The organism is Streptomyces sp. NPDC007872 (assembly GCF_042868165.1).
Taxonomy (GTDB): Bacteria; Actinomycetota; Actinomycetes; order Streptomycetales; family Streptomycetaceae; genus Streptomyces.
This window is the reverse complement of the sequence record NZ_JBIAEA010000009.1, coordinates 229,518-247,073: the sequence shown is the minus strand read 5'-3', so window position 1 is coordinate 247,073 and position 17,556 is coordinate 229,518. Positions and strand designations below refer to the sequence as shown.

At 70.9% G+C, this 17,556-nt stretch carries 8 protein-coding genes; 7 read left to right on the top strand and 1 reads right to left on the bottom strand.

Translation table 11 applies throughout. The annotated features are described in order from the left end of the window. The first annotated feature begins 357 nt into the window (after positions 1–357). The 7 genes from ACFYNX_RS28495 (at position 358) to ACFYNX_RS28465 (ending at position 15,937) form a co-directional block, all read left to right on the top strand. On the top strand, positions 358–3,729 hold the full coding sequence (locus tag ACFYNX_RS28495; RefSeq protein WP_388665392.1) for a CARDB domain-containing protein: 3,372 nt from the start codon (positions 358–360) through the stop codon (positions 3,727–3,729). Positions 3,730–4,086: 357 nt separating this feature from the next. Continuing rightward, the gene (locus tag ACFYNX_RS28490; RefSeq protein ID WP_388665390.1) at positions 4,087–8,346 is read left to right on the top strand and encodes a discoidin domain-containing protein; all 4,260 of its coding nucleotides are present in this window, start codon (positions 4,087–4,089) and stop codon (positions 8,344–8,346) included. 299 nt (positions 8,347–8,645) lie between these two features. Next, entirely contained in the window at positions 8,646–10,061 is a 1,416-nt protein-coding gene (locus ACFYNX_RS28485) for an ABC transporter substrate-binding protein (RefSeq protein WP_388665389.1), read from the top strand. A 122-nt stretch (positions 10,062–10,183) separates the two neighbouring features. Further along, on the top strand, positions 10,184–11,143 hold the full coding sequence (locus ACFYNX_RS28480) for a sugar ABC transporter permease (protein ID WP_365547605.1): 960 nt from the start codon (positions 10,184–10,186) through the stop codon (positions 11,141–11,143). A 15-nt stretch (positions 11,144–11,158) separates the two neighbouring features. After that, a complete protein-coding gene (locus tag ACFYNX_RS28475) occupies positions 11,159–12,034 on the top strand; it encodes a carbohydrate ABC transporter permease (RefSeq protein ID WP_388665387.1) in 876 nt (291 codons plus the stop codon). A gap of 120 nt (positions 12,035–12,154) precedes the next feature. Continuing rightward, positions 12,155–13,765 (top strand): glycoside hydrolase family 13 protein, encoded by a 1,611-nt coding sequence (locus ACFYNX_RS28470; RefSeq protein WP_388665385.1) that lies wholly within the window; start codon positions 12,155–12,157, stop codon positions 13,763–13,765. A gap of 132 nt (positions 13,766–13,897) precedes the next feature. Then, positions 13,898–15,937, top strand: coding sequence for a glycosyl hydrolase family 28-related protein (locus ACFYNX_RS28465; protein WP_388665383.1), 2,040 nt, complete (start codon positions 13,898–13,900; stop codon positions 15,935–15,937). 6 nt (positions 15,938–15,943) lie between these two features. On the opposite strand, the gene ACFYNX_RS28460 is transcribed toward ACFYNX_RS28465, so the two are convergent. Then, positions 15,944–17,332 carry a sulfatase gene (locus ACFYNX_RS28460; RefSeq protein ID WP_388665381.1) on the bottom strand — a complete coding sequence of 463 codons (1,389 nt, stop codon included), beginning with the start codon at positions 17,330–17,332 and terminating at the stop codon, positions 15,944–15,946. Positions 17,333–17,556: the final 224 nt, after the last annotated feature.

The window sequence follows — 17,556 nt, the reverse complement described above, 5'->3', positions numbered from 1 at the left end:
CAGACCTGATGGTCTGGCCCTTTTTCGTGCGCCCGGACACGGGGGAGGCCCCGCCGCCCCGTCCGTTCCCGTCGTCGCCGAGCCCTCCCACGAGCCAGTTGTGTCGGCGCCGTTGACAAAGTGGTGACCTGACGGAAACCTGTCACCCGGTCATCGCAAAAGATTGACTGAGCAGCTCAAAAAGCCTTGCCCGCCCTCGAATGTTCCCTCTTCGGGCATGAAAGGTGCTGTGCGAGGTCCCCGTCGACGTTCGTCCGGTGTATACGCCTCCGGCCCGTCGTCCCTCCCCGGTGCTGTTCGGGCCGTCGGCGGGACGCGTCGCGGCCGGTCGTCCGGGCGAGGAATCAAGAGGACTCCATGCGACTGAGAAACCACGGGCGGCGAGTGATCGTCGGCTCGGTGATGGCGGGGCTGATAGGCGTGGGGACGCTCCCCACCCCCGCCCACGCCGCCGAGGGCCCCAACCTCGCCCTGGGCAGGCCCGCGACCGCGGGCGGCACGAACGGAAGCTACGTCGCCGGCAACGTGACCGACGGAAGCCAGGCCTCCTACTGGGAGGGCCCCAACGGGTCGTTCCCGCAGTGGGTGCAGGTCGACCTGGGGACCAGTACCGAGGTCGACCGGGTCGCGCTCAAGCTGCCCGCCTCCTGGGGCTCCCGCGTCCAGACCCTGAGCGTGCTCGGCAGCACGAACGGCACCTCCTTCACCGCGCTCTCCGGATCGGGGGCGCGCACCTTCGACCCGGCCGCCGCCAACACGGTCAGCATCCCCGTCACCGCGACCACGGCCCGCTACGTCCGCGTCCAGGTGGCCGCCAACACCGGCTGGAACGCGGCCCAGTTGTCCGAGCTGGAGGTCTTCGGCGAGGACGGCGGCGGCCCGGTCGACCCGCCGCCGACCGGCACCAACCTGGCCCGCAACAAGCCGATCGAGGCCTCGTCGGTCACCCAGTCGTACGTGGCCGCCCACGCCAACGACGGGAACACCGGCACCTACTGGGAGTCGGCCGGCTTCCCCGCGACCCTGACCGCCAGGCTCGGCGCCAACGCCGACCTCGAAGCCGTCCGGATCAAGCTCAACCCCGACCAGGCGTGGGGCCCGCGCACCCAGGCCGTCGAGGTGCTCGGCCGCGAGCAGTCCGCGTCCGGCTTCACGACCCTCAAGGCCCGCGCCGACTACCAGTTCAATCCGTCCTCGGGTGCCAACACGATCACCGTCCCGGTGAGCGGGCGCTATGCCGACGTGCAGCTCAGGTTCTCCGCCAACAGCGGTGCCCCCGGCGCCCAGGTCGCCGAGTTCGAGGTGGTGGGCGCCGCCGCCCCGAACCCGGACCTCACCGTCACCGGCCTCACGTGGTCCCCCTCCTCCCCCTCGGAGACGGACCCCGTCGAGATCGCCGCGACCGTCCGCAACGCCGGGACCGCCGCCTCGCCGGCCACCTCCGTCGACGTGAGCCTCGAAGGCGCCGTGGCGGGCAGCGCGCAGGTCGGCGCGCTCGCGCCGGGCGCCTCCACGACCGTCAGGATCCCCGTCGGCAGGAAGGCGATGGGCAGCTACACCGTGTCCGCGGTCGTCGACCCGGCCAACGCCGTCGTGGAGCAGGACGACACCAACAACAGCCGGACCGGCTCCTCCAAGCTGGTCGTCGGCCAGGCGCCCGGCCCCGACCTCACGGTCACCGCGATCACCCCGAACCCGTCCTCCCCGGCGGTCGGCGCGCAGGTCTCCTTCACGGCCACGGTCCAGAACCGGGGCACCACCGGTGTCGCCGCCGGCACCGTCACCCGCCTCGCCGCCGGCACCACCACCCTGAACGGGACCACCCCGGCGGTCGCCGCCGGGCAGTCGGTCACCGTGCCGCTCTCCGGCACCTGGACCGCCGCGAGCGGCGGGGTCACCCTCACCGCGACGGCCGACGCCACCGCGATCGTGGCCGAGACCAACGAGAACAACAACGTCTTCAGCCGCTCCCTGGTCGTCGGCCGCGGCGCCGCCGTGCCGTACACGGAGTACGAGGCGGAGGACGCCCGCTACCAGGGCACCCTGCTCACCGCCGACGCCAAGCGGACCTTCGGCCACACCAACTTCGCCACCGAGTCCTCCGGCCGCAAGTCGGTCCGGCTCAACTCCACCGGTGAGTACGTGGAGTTCACCTCCGCCAACGCGGCCAACTCCATCGTCGTGCGCAACTCGATCCCGGACGCCGCCGCCGGCGGCGGGCGGGAGGCCACGCTGAGCCTGTACGCCGACGGGCAGTTCGTGCGGAAGCTGACGCTCTCCTCCAAGCACAGTTGGCTCTACGGCACCACCGACGACCCGGAGGGGCTCAGCAACACCCCGGGGACCGACGCACGCCGCCTGTTCGACGAGTCCAACGCCCTGCTGTCCCAGTCCTACCCGGCCGGCACCAAGTTCCGGCTCCAGCGGGACGCGGGCGACACCGCCTCCTACTACGTCATCGACCTGATCGACCTGGAGCAGGTCGCGCCCCCGGCGGCCCAGCCGGCCGGCTGCGTCTCGATCACGAACTACGGCGCGGTGCCCAACGACGGCCTCGACGACACCGACGCGATCCAGCGGGCGGTGACCGCCGACCAGAACGGCGAGATCTCCTGCGTGTGGATCCCGGCGGGCCAGTGGCGCCAGGAGCAGAAGATCCTGACCGACGACCCGCTGAACCGCGGGATCTACAACACCGTCGGCATCCGCGACGTGACCATCCGCGGCGCCGGCATGTGGCACTCGCAGCTCTACACCCTCACCCCGCCGCACCAGGCGGGCGGCATCAACCACCCGCACGAGGGCAACTTCGGCTTCGACATCGACCACAACACGCAGATCTCCGACATCGCGATCTTCGGATCCGGCACCATCCGCGGCAACAACGCCAACGAGGAGGGCGGCGTCGGCCTCAACGGCCGCTTCGGCAAGAACACGAAGATCACCAACGTCTGGATCGAGCACGCCAACGTCGGCGTCTGGGCCGGCCGCGACTACACCAACATCCCCGAACTGTGGGGGCCGGGCGACGGCGTCGAGTTCTCGGGCATGCGGATCCGCAACACCTACGCCGACGGCATCAACTTCGCCAACGGCACCCGCAACTCCACCGTCTTCAACTCGTCCTTCCGCAACAACGGCGACGACGCGCTGGCCGTCTGGGCCAGCAAGTACGTCAAGGACACCTCGGTGGACATCGGTTCCAACAACCACTTCCGCAACAACACGATCCAGTTGCCCTGGCGGGCCAACGGCATCGCGGTCTACGGCGGGTTCGGCAACACCATCGAGAACAACATCGTCGCCGACACCATGAACTACCCCGGCATCATGCTGGCGACCGACCACGACCCGCTGCCCTTCTCCGGGCAGACCCTCATCTCCAACAACGCCCTGTACCGCACGGGCGGCGCGTTCTGGAACGAGGACCAGGAGTTCGGCGCCATCACCCTGTTCGCGCAGGGCCAGCCCATCCCGGGCGTCACCATCAAGGACACGGACATCGTCGACTCCACGTACGACGGCATCCAGTTCAAGACCGGCGGCGGCGAGATGCCGAACGTGAAGATCAGCAACGTCCGCATCGACAAGTCGAACAACGGCTCCGGCATCCTCGCGATGAGCGGCGCCCGCGGCAGCGCCACCCTGTCGAACGTGACGATCACCCACTCGGCCGAGGGCGACATCCTGGTCGAGCCCGGCTCGCAGTTCGTCATCACCAACCCGTAACGCCGCCGTCGGCGCCCGAGGCGCCGCGACGAGGGGCCCGGCCGCGGCGGTGGCCGGGCCCCACCGGGCCCCGCCCGGCTCCGCCGATCCCCGCCGGACCTTCGCCGGTCCGGCGACCCCGTCACCTCCGGTGAGCGGGGTCTTCGGCGTGCCCGCGCCCGGCCTGACCGACTTTCTGCAATCGGTTCGCTTCATGGCGTAGACGAGGTGCCGATTCTCTGCAACTCTTCCACCGCTCGCAGCAAATAGACGACAAGTGCGAGCCGTACGGGATTCCGACGAGCCGCGCCGCGCAGCCCACGGGCACGGGGCCGAGATCGAGGACACATGAGATTGCAGAACCGGCGAACACGGGGCATGAGCGCCGTGATCGCGACGAGCCTCCTTGCACTGGGCGGTCCCCTCGTGACCGCCCAGGCCGCCGGAGGACCCAACATCGCGCTGGGCGATCCCGCGGCGGCCGGCAGCGCGCTGCCGGAGTACGGCGCCGCGAACGTCACCGACGGCAACCAGGGCACGTACTGGCAGAGCTCCGGATCGAGCCTGCCGCAGTGGGTGCAGACCGACCTCGGCGCGAGCACCCGCGTCGACGAGGTCGTCCTGAAGCTCCCGGCGGGCTGGGAGAGCCGCAACCAGACGCTGTCCGTCCAGGGCAGCGCCGACGGCACCAGCTTCTCCACCCTGAAGAGCTCGGCCGCCTACACCTTCAGCCCGGGCGCCGGGAACACCGTCACGGTGACCTTCCCGGCCGCCCAGACCCGCTTCGTACGCGTCGACATCACCGCCAACACCGGCTGGTCGGCCGCCCAGTTGTCCGAGCTGGAGGTGCACGCCGCCGACGGCACCTCCGCCAACCTCGCCGCGGGCAGGACCCTGACCGCGAGCAGCCACACCGAGGTGTACGCGGCGGGCAACGCCAACGACGGCAACAAGGCCACCTACTGGGAGAGCCGCAACAACGAGCTGCCCCAGTGGCTCCGGGCCGACCTCGGGTCCTCGGTGCGCGTCGACCGCGTCGTGCTGCGCCTGCCCGACACCTGGGGCGCGCGCAGCCAGACCCTGAAGGTCCAGGGCAGCGCGAACGGCACGGACTTCACCGACCTCACGGCGTCGAAGGCGTACGAGTTCGCCCCCTCCGGCCAGAACTCCGTGACGATCCCGTTCGGCGAGACGACGGCGCGGTACGTCCGGATCCTGGTCACGGCGAACACCGTGCAGCCGGCCGCGCAGATAGCGGAGCTGGAGGTCTACGGCCCGAGCACCGGCGACACCCAGGCCCCGACGGCCCCGGCGAACCTGGCGTTCACCGAGCCCGCGTCCGGCCAGGTGAGGCTGACCTGGAGCGCCTCCTCGGACAACACCGGGGTGACCGGCTACGACGTCTACGCCAACGGCACCCTGCTCAGCAGCGTCGCCGGGAACGTCACCACCTTCACCGACAACCGCCCGGCCGGCCAGACGGTGACGTACCACGTCCGGGCCAAGGACGCGGCCGGCAACCAGTCCGCGAACAGCAACACGGTCACCCGGCAGGGCGACACCGGCGACACCCAGGCGCCGACGGCCCCGGCGAACCTGGCGTTCACGGAGGCGACCTCCGGCCAGGTGAAGCTCACCTGGGGCGCCTCCTCGGACAACACGGGCGTCACCGGGTACGACGTCTACGCCGACAACGCGCTCCTGACGAGCGTGCCGGGCAACGTCACCACGTACACCGACAACCGCCCGGCCGGCCAGACGGTGACCTACCACGTGCGGGCCAAGGACGCGGCCGGCAACCAGTCCGCGAACAGCAACGCCGTCACCCGCAACGGCACCGGCCCCACGGGCTCCAACCTGGCCGTCGGCAAGGCGATCAGCGCCTCCTCCACGGTCCACGGCTTCGTCGCGGCGAACGCCAACGACAACAACACGAGCACCTACTGGGAGGGCGCGGGCGGCAGCTACCCGAACACCCTCACCGTCAAGCTCGGCTCCAACGCCGACCTCGACCGGCTGGTGCTGAAGCTCGACCCGGCCACCGCCTGGGCCACCCGCAACCAGACCGTCGAGGTCCTCGGACGCGAGCAGAGCGCCTCGGGCTTCACGACCCTGGTCGCCGCGAAGAGCTACACCTTCGACCCGGCCGGCGGGAACACCGTGACCGTCCCGGTCACCGCCCGCGTCGCCGACGTCCAGCTCAAGTTCACCGCCAACACCGGTTCCTCGGCGGGCCAGCTCGCCGAGTTCCAGGTGATCGGCGTCCCGGCGCCCAACCCCGACCTGGAGGTGACCGGCCTGACCACGACACCGGCCGCACCCGTCGAGTCGGACCAGATCACGGTCGCCGCCACCGTCCGCAACAGCGGCCCGGCCGCCGCCCCGGCCAGCGCCGTCGCGCTGCGCCTCGGCGGCACCAAGGTCGCCACCGCCCAGGTCGGCGCCCTCGCGGCCGGAGCGCAGACCACCGTCAGCGCCTCCATCGGAGCGCGGGAGGCCGGTACGTACGAGCTGAGCGCGGTCGCCGACGAGGCGAACGCGGTCATCGAGCAGAACGAGTCCAACAACACCCACACCAGCCCCACCCCGCTCGTGGTCAAGCCGGTCACCAGCCCCGACGTGGTCACCGCCTCGGTGACGACCACCCCGTCCAGCCCGTCCGCCGGTGACGCCGTCTCCTTCCGGGCGACGGTGCGCAACCAGGGCAACCAGGCCACCTCGGCGGGCAGCCACGGCGTCACCCTGAACCTGCTCGACCAGCAGGGCGCCACGATCAAGACCCTCACCGGCTCCTACGGCGGCAGCCTCGCCGCCGGGGCCTCGACCGTGGTGACCCTCGGCCCGTGGACGGCGGCCAACGGCTCGTACACGGTGCGGACGGTCCTCGCCGACGACGCCGGCGAGCTGCCGGTCAAGCGCGCCAACAACACCGCCTCCCAGCCGCTCTTCGTCGGGCGCGGCGCGAACATGCCGTACACCACGTACGAGGCGGAGGACGGCACCACGGGCGGCGGCGCCACCGTCGTCGGGCCCAACCGCACCGTCGGCGACATCGCGGGCGAGGCCTCCGGCCGCAAGGCCGTCGACCTGGACGCGACGGGGGAGTACGTCGAGTTCACCACCCGCGCCGCCACCAACACCCTGGTCACCCGCTTCTCCATCCCGGACGCCCCGGGCGGCGGCGGCATCGACTCCACGATCAACGTCTACGTCGACGGCGTCTTCAAGAAGGCCCTCCCGCTGACCTCGAAGTACGCCTGGCTGTACGGCTCCGAGACCGCGCCCGGCAACTCCCCGGGCTCCGGGGGGCCGCGGCACGTCTACGACGAGGCGCACCTGCTCCTCGGCGAGACGGTCCCGGCGGGCAGCAGGATCAGGCTCCAGAAGGACGCGGCCAACACCGCCGCCCACTACGCGATCGACTTCGTCGACCTGGAGCAGGTCGCCCCGGTGGCGAACCCGGACCCGGCCGCGTACACCGTCCCGGCCGGATTCACCCACCAGGACGTCCAGAACGCCCTCGACAAGGTCCGCATGGACACCAGCGGCGCCCTCGTCGGCGTCTACCTGCCGCCGGGCGACTACCAGACGTCCAGCAAGTTCCAGGTGTACGGCAAGGCCGTCAGGGTGGTCGGCGCCGGGCCCTGGTACACGAAGTTCCACGCGCCCTCGACCCAGGACAACACCGACGTCGGCTTCCGGGCCGAGGCGGCGGCCAAGGGCTCGCTGTTCAAGGGCTTCGCCTACTTCGGCAACTACACCTCGCGGATCGACGGGCCGGGCAAGGTCTTCGACTTCGCGAACGTCACCGACATCGTGATCGACGACATCTGGAACGAGCACATGGTGTGCCTGTACTGGGGCGCCAACGCGGACCGGATCACGATCAGGAACTCCCGGATCCGCAACCTGTTCGCCGACGGCATCAACATGACCAACGGCTCCACGGACAACCACGTCGTCAACAACGACGCCCGGGCCACCGGCGACGACAGCTTCGCGCTGTTCTCCGCGATCGACGCCGGCGGCGCCGACATGAAGAACAACGTCTACGAGAACCTCACCAGCACGCTCACCTGGCGCGCCGCGGGCCTCGCCGTCTACGGCGGCTACGCCAACACCTTCCGCAACATCCACATCGCCGACACCCTGGTCTACTCCGGCGTGACCATCTCCTCGCTGGACTTCGGCTACCCGATGAACGGGTTCGGGACCGAGCCGACGACCTTCGAGAACATCTCGATCGTCCGGGCGGGCGGCCACTTCTGGGGCAACCAGACCTTCCCCGGCATGTGGCTCTTCTCCGCCTCCAAGGTCTTCCAGGGCATCCGGGTCAACCACGTCGACATCGTCGATCCCACCTACAGCGGGATCATGTTCCAGACGAACTACGTGGGCGGACAGCCGCAGTTCCCGATCAAGGACACCGTCCTCACGGACGTCTCGATCACCGGGGCCCGCAAGAGCGGCGACGCCTGGGACGCCAAGTCCGGCTTCGGCCTCTGGGCCAACGAGATGCCGGAGTCGGGGCAGGGCCCCGCCGTCGGCGAGGTGACCTTCAACGGCCTGCGGATGAGCGGCAACGCCGTCGACGTCCGCAACACCACCTCCACCTTCAAGATCAACCTCAACCCGTGATCCCTCCGCTTCCCGCCGCCTCCCGGAGGTGACGGAGGCCGGCCCGGGTCCCGAACGGGACCCGGGCCGGCCGCGGCGCCCCGGGACGCCTCGGCGCGCCCTCGTCTCCTGTCGGTCAGGTGCGTGTCGGTCACGTTTCGATTACGCCTCACTGTCGCGCAATTGCGAAATCAGCGCGAGATATTGCGTTCACTTGTTGGTGGTGGTTGAGTGTGCCGCACCCCGCCAAGCCGTCGGCGGCGGGGTGACCTCCACATCCACGCACCGCTCCTCCTCGTCATGCCCGAAGGGGTCCACCCATGAGAAGTGCCCGGTTCCGCCGCAGCCGTCGTGCCGTCGCGATCACCCTCGTCTCCGCCCTGTCGCTGACCGCGCTCGCCGCCTGCGGCACGAGCAGCAGCGGTGACGACAACGGCGGGTCCCAGCAGAACGGCTCGTCCGACCCGGCGACGCCGCTGGACCCGAAGACCAAGGTGACGCTCACGATCGACTGCATGCCGCCCACGGCGAAGGCGGCCGAGCTGAAGGAGTGGAAGGAGGACGTCGCCGCCTTCAACAAGACGTACCCGAACGTCACCATCGAGGGCCGCTCCACCCCCGGCCAGTGCCTGGAGCCCCCGCGCTTCACCGCGATGCTCAAGGCCAAGTCGCAGCCGGACGTGTTCTACACGTACTTCACCGACCTGCCGCAGGTCCTCGACAACGACGGCGCCGCCGACATCACCGCGTACGTCAACGACAAGACCGTCCCGGCCCTGAAGGACATCGACCCGAACGTCCTCGGCTCACTCAAGCAGGACGGCAAGCTCTACGGCCTGCCCACCAGCAACTACACCATGGGCCTGCTGATCAACCGCAAGCTCTTCAAGGACGCCGGCCTGAACCCCGACGCCCCGCCGCGCACCTGGGACGAGGTCCGCGCCGCCGCCAAGAAGATCGCCGCCCTCGGCAACGGCGTCGCCGGCTTCGGCGAGTACAGCGCGGGCAACACCGGCGGCTGGCACTTCACCGCCCAGATGTACAGCCTCGGCGGCGACGTCGTCGACGCGAGCGGCAAGAAGGCCGCCTTCAACACCGACCTCGGCAAGCAGGTCGCGAAGAACCTCCACGCCATGCGCTGGGAGGACGACTCCATGGGCAAGACCCAACTGCTCAAGTGGGGCGACCTCCAGAAGCAGATCGCCACCGACAAGCTCGGCATGTTCCTCGCCGCGCCCGACGACATCGCCTACATGGTCCAGCAACTCGGCGCCAAGTACGAGAACTTCGGCATGGGCCCGATCCCCGGCGGCAAGAACACGCTCGCCGGCGGCAACAACTACATGATCAAGAAGGGCATATCCGGCGACAAGATCAAGGCCGCGATCGCCTGGCTCACCTTCAAGAACCTCACCGTCGGCAAGGGCCAGTTCGACTGGGCCCGCACCAAGGCCGACGGCCTCCCGGTCGGCATCCCGCAGCCCAACTTCTGGCTGAACGACTCCAAGGCCAAGGACGACGCCGCCCGCGTGCAGCACGCCACCATGCCGGTCGAGAACTTCAAGACCTTCATGGACAACCCGGTCGCGGGCAAGAACGAGCCGCCGAAGGCCCAGGAGGTCTACAAGGTCCTCGACAACGTCATGTCCGGCATCCTCACCAACAAGGACGCCGACGTCGACAAGCTCCTCTCCACCGCCGAGGCGCAGGTCAACCAGGTCCTCGCCCACCAGTGAGCGGGTCCGGGCGGAGCGGGCGGGTGCCCGCCCCGCCCACGGGCCGGCCCCCGCCGGCCGGCCCGCCCGCACGCCCGACGCCGTCGGGCCCCGAAACCGGCAGACAGCACCGAGGAGAGACGATGTCGGCCCCCAGTCTGACCCCGAGCAAGGCGGGCACCTCCCGCCCCTCCCCGCCACGAGAGGCGGCCCCCGCACCGGCCGGCGCCCGGTTCGCCCGAGGCCTCCGGCGCAACCTGACCGCCCACGGCTTCCTCATCGGCGCGGTGCTGTGCTTCGGCGTCTTCTCCTGGTACCCGATGGTCCGGGAGTTCTTCCTCGCCTTCCAGAAGACCGAGGACGGCCGCACGACCTGGGTCGGCCTCGACAACCTGGCCACCGTCGTCAACGACCCGGCCTTCTGGCAGGCGTGGGGCAACACCGCCCTCTTCACCGTCCTCGCCCTCGTCCTCGGCTTCGCCGTGCCCTTCCTCGTCGCGGTGGTCATCAACGAGCTCCAGCACGGCCGGGGCTACCTCCGGCTCCTCGTCTACCTGCCCGTCATGCTGCCGCCGGTCGCCTCGGTCCTCCTCTTCAAGTACCTCTACGACCCCGGCTACGGGCTCCTCAACGAACTGTTCACCTCGGTCGGACTGCCCGAGCAGCAGTGGCTCCAGGACCCGGACATCTCGATGCTCGCCGTCGTCATCGCCTCCACCTGGATGAACATGGGCGGCGCGACCCTCATCTACCTCGCCGCGCTCCAGTCCATCCCCGGCGAGCTGTACGAGGCCGCTGAGCTCGACGGCGCCGGGCTGCTGCGCAAGATCTGGCACGTCACCATCCCGCAGACCCGCCTCATCCTGTCGCTGATGGCCCTCATGCAGGTCATCGCCACGATGCAGGTCTTCGTGGAGCCCTTCCTGCTCACCGGCGGCGCGGGCCCCGAGGGCTCGACCACCACGGTCGTCTACCTCATCTACCAGTACGCCTTCAACTTCAACGACTACGGTGCCGCGGCGGCGCTCGGCCTGCTCCTGCTCGTCCTGCTCGCCGGCTTCTCGGCGGTGTACGTCAGGCTCAGCCGCGCCGAGGACGAATAGGACCGGAGACCCGCCATGTCTACACGCACGCTCATCTCGCCCGCCGTCCTCGCCAGGCCCCGCGGCAAGGTCCTCTACCGGATCGTCCTCGCCGCCGTCCTCCTCCTGTTCACCCTGGTCTTCCTCGGCCCCCTCTACTGGCTCGTGTCCAGCGGCTTCAAGGACGCCCAGGAGGTCATCCAGACCCCGCCCACCCTGGTCCCGGGCACCTTCGAGCCCGGGAACTACACACGGGCCTGGGAGGTCATGGACCTCGCCACCCTCCTCCTCAACACTCTCTACTACGCCTTCGGCGCCCTCGCCTTCCAGCTCGTCCTGGACGTCGCCGCCGCCTACTCGCTCTCCAAGCTGCGGCCCCTGTTCGGCAAGGCGATCCTCGGCATGATGCTCGCCACCCTGATGATCCCGGCGACCGTCCTCGTCGTCCCCCAGTACCTGACCGTGCTCGACGTACCCGTCGTCGAGCGCAACCTGCTGAACACGCCGTGGGCGATCTGGCTGCCGGCCGTCACCAACGCCTTCAACATCTTCCTGCTGAAGCGGTTCTTCGACTCCATCCCCAAGGAACTGCTCGACGCCGCCTCGATGGACGGGGCCTCGCCCCTGCGGATCCTGTGGTCGATCGTGCTGCCGATCTCCCGCCCCGTCCTCGGCGTCGTGTCGATCTTCGCGGTCGTGGGGGTGTGGAAGGACTTCCTCTGGCCCATGCTCACCCTGCCCGACCCGTCCAAGCAGACCCTCAACGTCGGCATCTACTCGCTCTCCAACGGCGTCCCGGTGAACGTGCTGATCGCCGCGCTCACCATCGCCTCCCTTCCCACGCTGCTGATCTTCCTGGTCTTCCAGCGGAACATCATGAGCGGCCTCACCGCCGGCGGCCTCAAGGGCTGAACAGGCCCGAGCCCCGCCCCGTCACGAGCCCGCACCCCATAAGCCTTCGCCGCCGGCCCCCTTGCCGCCCCGCTGTCAGGGCCGGCGGCGAAGAACCGCCCTGCCCGAAAGGACCGTCCCGTGGCAGCCCCTCATCCGCCCCGCACCGACGACTGGTGGCGCGACGCCGTCATCTACCAGGTCTACCCGCGCAGCTTCGCCGACGGCGACGGCGACGGCACCGGAGACCTCGCGGGCGTCCGGGCGAGACTGCCCCACCTCGCCGAACTCGGCGTCGACGCCCTCTGGTTCACCCCCTGGTACGCCTCCCCGATGGTGGACGGCGGCTACGACGTCGCCGACTACCGGGCCATCGACCCGGCCTTCGGCACCCTCGACGAGGCCGAGAAGCTCATCGCCGAAGCGGCCGAACTGGGCCTGCGCGTCATCGTCGACATCGTCCCCAACCACGTCTCCGACCAGCACGCCTGGTTCCGACAGGCCCTCGCCGCCGGCCCCGGCAGCCCCGAACGGGAACGCTTCCACTTCCGCCCCGGCCGCGGCGAGCACGGTGAACTCCCTCCCAACGACTGGCCCTCGCAGTTCTCCGGGAACACCTGGACCCGGGTCCCCGACGGCGAGTGGTACCTCCACCTCTTCACCCCGGAACAGCCCGACCTCAACTGGGCCCACCCCGACGTCCGCCGCGAGCACGAGGACATCCTGCGCTTCTGGTTCGCGCGCGGCGTCGCCGGCGTCCGCATCGACTCCGCCGCCCTCCTCACCAAGGACCCCGACCTCCGCGACTTCACCGAGGGCGTCGACCCGCACCCGTACATCGACCTCGACGAGATCCACGACGTCTACCGCTCCTGGCGCGCCGTCGCCGACGAGTACGGCGGCGTCTTCGTCGGGGAGGTCTGGCTGCCCGACGCCGAGCGCTTCGCCCGCTACCTGCGCCCCGACGAACTGCACACCGCCTTCAACTTCAACTTCCTCGCCTGCCCCTGGGACCCGGACCGGCTGCGCCGCACCATCGACGACACCCTCGCCGAGCACGCCCCCGTCAACGCCCCCGCCACCTGGGTGCTCTGCAACCACGACGTGACGCGCACCGCGACCCGCTACGGCCGCGAGGACACCGGCTTCGACTTCGCCAAGAAGCGCTTCGGCATCCCCACCGACCTGGAGCTCGGCACCCGCCGGGCCCGCGCCGCCGCCCTGCTCACCCTCGCCCTGCCCGGCTCCGTCTACCTCTACCAGGGCGAGGAACTCGGCCTGCCCGAGGCCGACGTCCCGCTCGACCGCATCCAGGACCCCATGCACTTCCGCTCCGGCGGCACCGACCCCGGCCGCGACGGCTGCCGCGTCCCCCTCCCGTGGGAGGCCGAGGCACCCGCGTACGGATTCGGCACGCACGCCGGTACGGAACCGTGGCTGCCGCAGCCGGCCGACTGGGGCCGCCACGCCGTCGACCGGCAGACCGCCGACCCGGGCTCGATGCTCGCCCTCTACCGCACGGCACTGGGGGTGCGCAGGGCCGAGACCGCGCTCGGGGACGGCCCCATGCGCTGGCTGCCGTCGCCCGAGGGGGTCCTGGCCTTCGCCCGCGCGGAGGACCTCCGGTGCGTGGTGAACCTCTCCGGCGCCCCCGTGGACCTCCCGCCGCACGCCGAGGTCCTGCTGTCCAGCGAGCCGCTGCCGGCGGACGGCTCCCTCCCCACGGACACCGCCGTCTGGCTGCGCACCTGACCGCGCCGCCCACGGCGGGACGCCCGGTGCGCGCCCCCGGCCACGGGGCCGCGCACCGGGCCCGCCGCTCCCACGGCCCGGGCCCCGTGTCCGGGCGACGCCCGCACCACCTCCGACGGAAGTGAGCCCGACATGAGTCCGAGCCGATCCGGACGCGGCGCACGAGGCGGCCGGAGAGCCGCCCTGGTGGCCACCGCCCTCGCCCTGGGCGCGAGCCTGCTCCTCGACGGCGTGGCCGCGGCGGGAACCGGGGGCCGGGGACCGGCCGCCCGGGGCCCCGTGGTCACCCGGGCCGCCCTCGCCCCCGACCTCGTCGCCGGCCGCGGCGCCACCGTGGCCTTCGACGAGCAGGAGGCGGAGAACGCCGCCACCGACGGCACGGTCATCGGACCGGACCGCACCCCGTACACGCTCCCCTCCGAGGCGTCGGGACGCTCCGCCGTGCGGCTGACCGCCGGGCAGCACGTCGAGTTCGTCCTGCCGCGGAACGCCAACGCCCTCACCGTCCGCTACAGCATCCCCGACGCGCCCGGGGGCGGCGGCATCACCGCCCCGCTCGACGTCGCCGTCGACGGGCGCCACCGCACGACGATGACGCTGACCTCCCAGTACTCCTGGCTCTACAACCAGTACCCCTTCAGCAACGACCCGCGCGCCGGCCTCCTCCACCCCGACTGGTGGATCACCGAGTGCGCCTGCGTCCCGGCCGCCACCACGCCGGCCCCGGAGATCACCAAGCCCTTCCGGCCCACCCACTTCTACGACGAGCAGCGCCTCCTCCTCGGCCGTACGTACCGCGCCGGGGACCGGGTCCGCCTCACCGTCCCGGCCGGCAGCCCCGCCGCCTGGACCGTGATCGACCTCCTCGACACCGAACTGGTCGCCCCGCCGCACGTGGAGCGCGGCGGCGTGAACGTCCTGGCCTTCGGCGCCGACCCCACCGGCCGCCGCGACGCGGCCCCCGCCGTCGAGCGCGCCATCGCCTTCGCCCGGCGCGTCGACCGGCCCGTGTACCTGCCGCCGGGCACCTTCCGGATCGACCGGCACGTCGTCGTCGACGACGTCACGATCGTCGGCGCCGGCAACTGGCACACGATCCTCAAGGGCCGCCAGGTCACCCTGGCCGAGCCCGCGCCCGACGGCTCCCGCCACACCGGCGTCGGCCTCTACGGCAGGAGCGCCGCCGAGGGCGGCAGCCGTAACGTGCACCTGCGCGGCTTCGCGATCGAGGGAGACGTGCGCGAGCGGATCGACACCGACCAGGTCAACGCCATCGGCGGAGCCATGAGCGACTCCACGATCGACGGCCTCCACCTCCACCGCACCAAGGTCGGCCTCTGGTTCGACGGCCCGATGGCGAACGTGAAGGTCACGAACAACGTGATCACCGACCAGATCGCCGACGCCCTCAACCTCCACACCGGCGTCACCGACTCGCTCGTCCACGACAACTTCGTCCGCAACACCGGCGACGACGGCCTGGCCATGTGGTCGGACACGACCGCCGACGCCCGCAACACCTTCTCCCGCAACACCGTCCAGTCCCCGACCCTCGCCAACGGCATCGCGATCTACGGCGGCGAGGACAACACCGTCAGCGGCAACCTCGTGGCCGACCCCGTACGGGAGGGCAGCGGCCTGCACGCCGGCTCCCGCTTCGGCGCCGAACCCTTCACCGGCACCCTCCGCTTCACCGGCAACACCACGGTCCGCGCCGGCACCCTCGACCTCAACTGGAAGATCGGCCTCGGCGCCATCTGGTTCTACGCCCTGGACCGGAGCATCGACGCCGACGTCCGCGTCACCGGCGACCACTACCTCGACTCCACCCACAACGCGATCATGTTGGTCAGCGAGTACGGGGTGAAGGACCGGGTCGCCGTCCCGGCCGTCCACTTCAAGGACGTCCGCGTCGACGGCACCGGCAACTCCGTCCTCAGCGCCCGGGTGAAGGGCTCGGCCACCTTCGAGAACGTCGACGCCCGCAACGTCGGGGCCGTCGGCGTCAACAACTGCGGCTCCTTCGACTTCCCGGCCACGGGATCGGAGTTCGCCCTGACCGACCTCGGCGGCAACGACGGCGGCTGGCTCGCCCCGTGGATGCTGCCGAACACCCTCACCTGCGACGACCGCCCTCCGGTCGTCGCACCGCCGGCGCCGTCCCGCTGGTGACACGACTCAGGACTCGCGGTCCGCGGCCAGCGCGGCCGCGAGTCCCGGGATGCCGAGCGCCTTCTCCTGCGCGGGCGTCGCCCGGTGGAGGCTGTTGCTCAACTGGTGGGGGTCCGCGTCCAGGTCGTAGTACTCACGGAACGTGACCCGGCCCGTCCCGCCGACGTTGCCCGCGGCGTCCGTGTGGAGCTCGTAGTACTCCGTGTACTGGCGGTCCTCGGCGACGTACGAGGACCAGGTGTTCTGCCCCTCCGTGCCCGTGCCCTGCCTCCACCACTCGATCAGCAGGTGGTCGCGGGAGTGCCCGCCGAGCAACGAGCGTCCGTCGTGCGGCGTGTCCGGCGTGATCCCGGCCGCGTCGAGCACGGTCGGCGCGATGTCGATGTTCGCCACGATCCGGTTGTCGGTCGTACCGCCGCCGAGACCGCCGCCGGGCCAGGAGAGGTAGAACGGCACCTCGTGGGCGGGCCGGTAGGGCACGCCCTTGCCCCCGAGCCCGTGGTCGGCCCAGTTGAAGCCGTTGTCACCGATGTAGATCACCAGCGTGTTGTCCAACTGCCCCAGTGCCGCCAGCTTGTCGCGGAACGCCCCCACCGCGTCGTCCACCGAACGCAGCGTGCGCAGTTGCTTGGCCCGCGTCAGCCGGCCGTCCGCGAGCGTCTGCGTCGCGTCGCGGACGTACGCGGGCTTGTCGCTGCGGTCCGTCTCGGGCACGGACGGACGCCCGTCCCAGGCCGGCACGTCGGTGCCGGCGTACTTGGACTCGGGGGTGTTGGGCCCGTGCGAGGCGTACGGGGTGACGTACGCGAACCAGGGCCGTGTGTCCGTGCGGGACTTGTCGAGGAACGCCAGCGTGCGGTTCTTCACCACGGTGGTCGTGTAGCCGGGCACGGTCCGCACGGTTCCGTCCACGTTGAACGTCCCGTCCACGTACGACGGCTTGAGCAGCGCGAACTCCTCGAAGTGCGGCGGAGCCTCGGTCAGGTCCCAGGAGTTGAGGTACTTCCCGAACAGCCCCGTCCGGTACCCCGCCTGCTTCAGGTACCGCTGCAGCGTGGTGTGCTGGTCCAGCGAACGCGACGCCCCGTTGTTCCGCACCCCGTGGTTGTGCGCGTACCGCCCGGAGAACACCGACGAGCGCGACGGCGCGCACAGCGGCGTGGTGGCGTGCCCGTTCGTGAACCGCACGCCCTGTTCCGCCAGCCAGGCGACGGTCTTCGGCGTCGCCCACTCGGTCTGCTTGGGCTGGTCGTCGGTGACGATCAGCAGCACGTTGGGCCGCGCGGCGGCCCGGGCGGGCGCGGCGAACGCGGGAACGGTGGCGCCGGCGGCGACGGCCGCGGCGCCGGCCAGCACCCCCCGGCGGCTGGGACCGGACGTTTTGGACGTGTCCATGACATTAACCCTCTCGGCTGGGTGCGGAGCGACGAAGGCGGCGGACCCGACGCTACGACCGCACCCGCCCGCGATCCATGCACGCGAGACCAAGAGTTCGTTGCCGCACTGTTGCCGCGGTGCTTCGCCTCCCCCCGCCCCGCCCCGCACCCACCGGAAGCCGGGGATTCCGTCGTGGGCCCCATCCGGCGATCCGGACGCCCTGCGCCGGCGATCACCTCAGG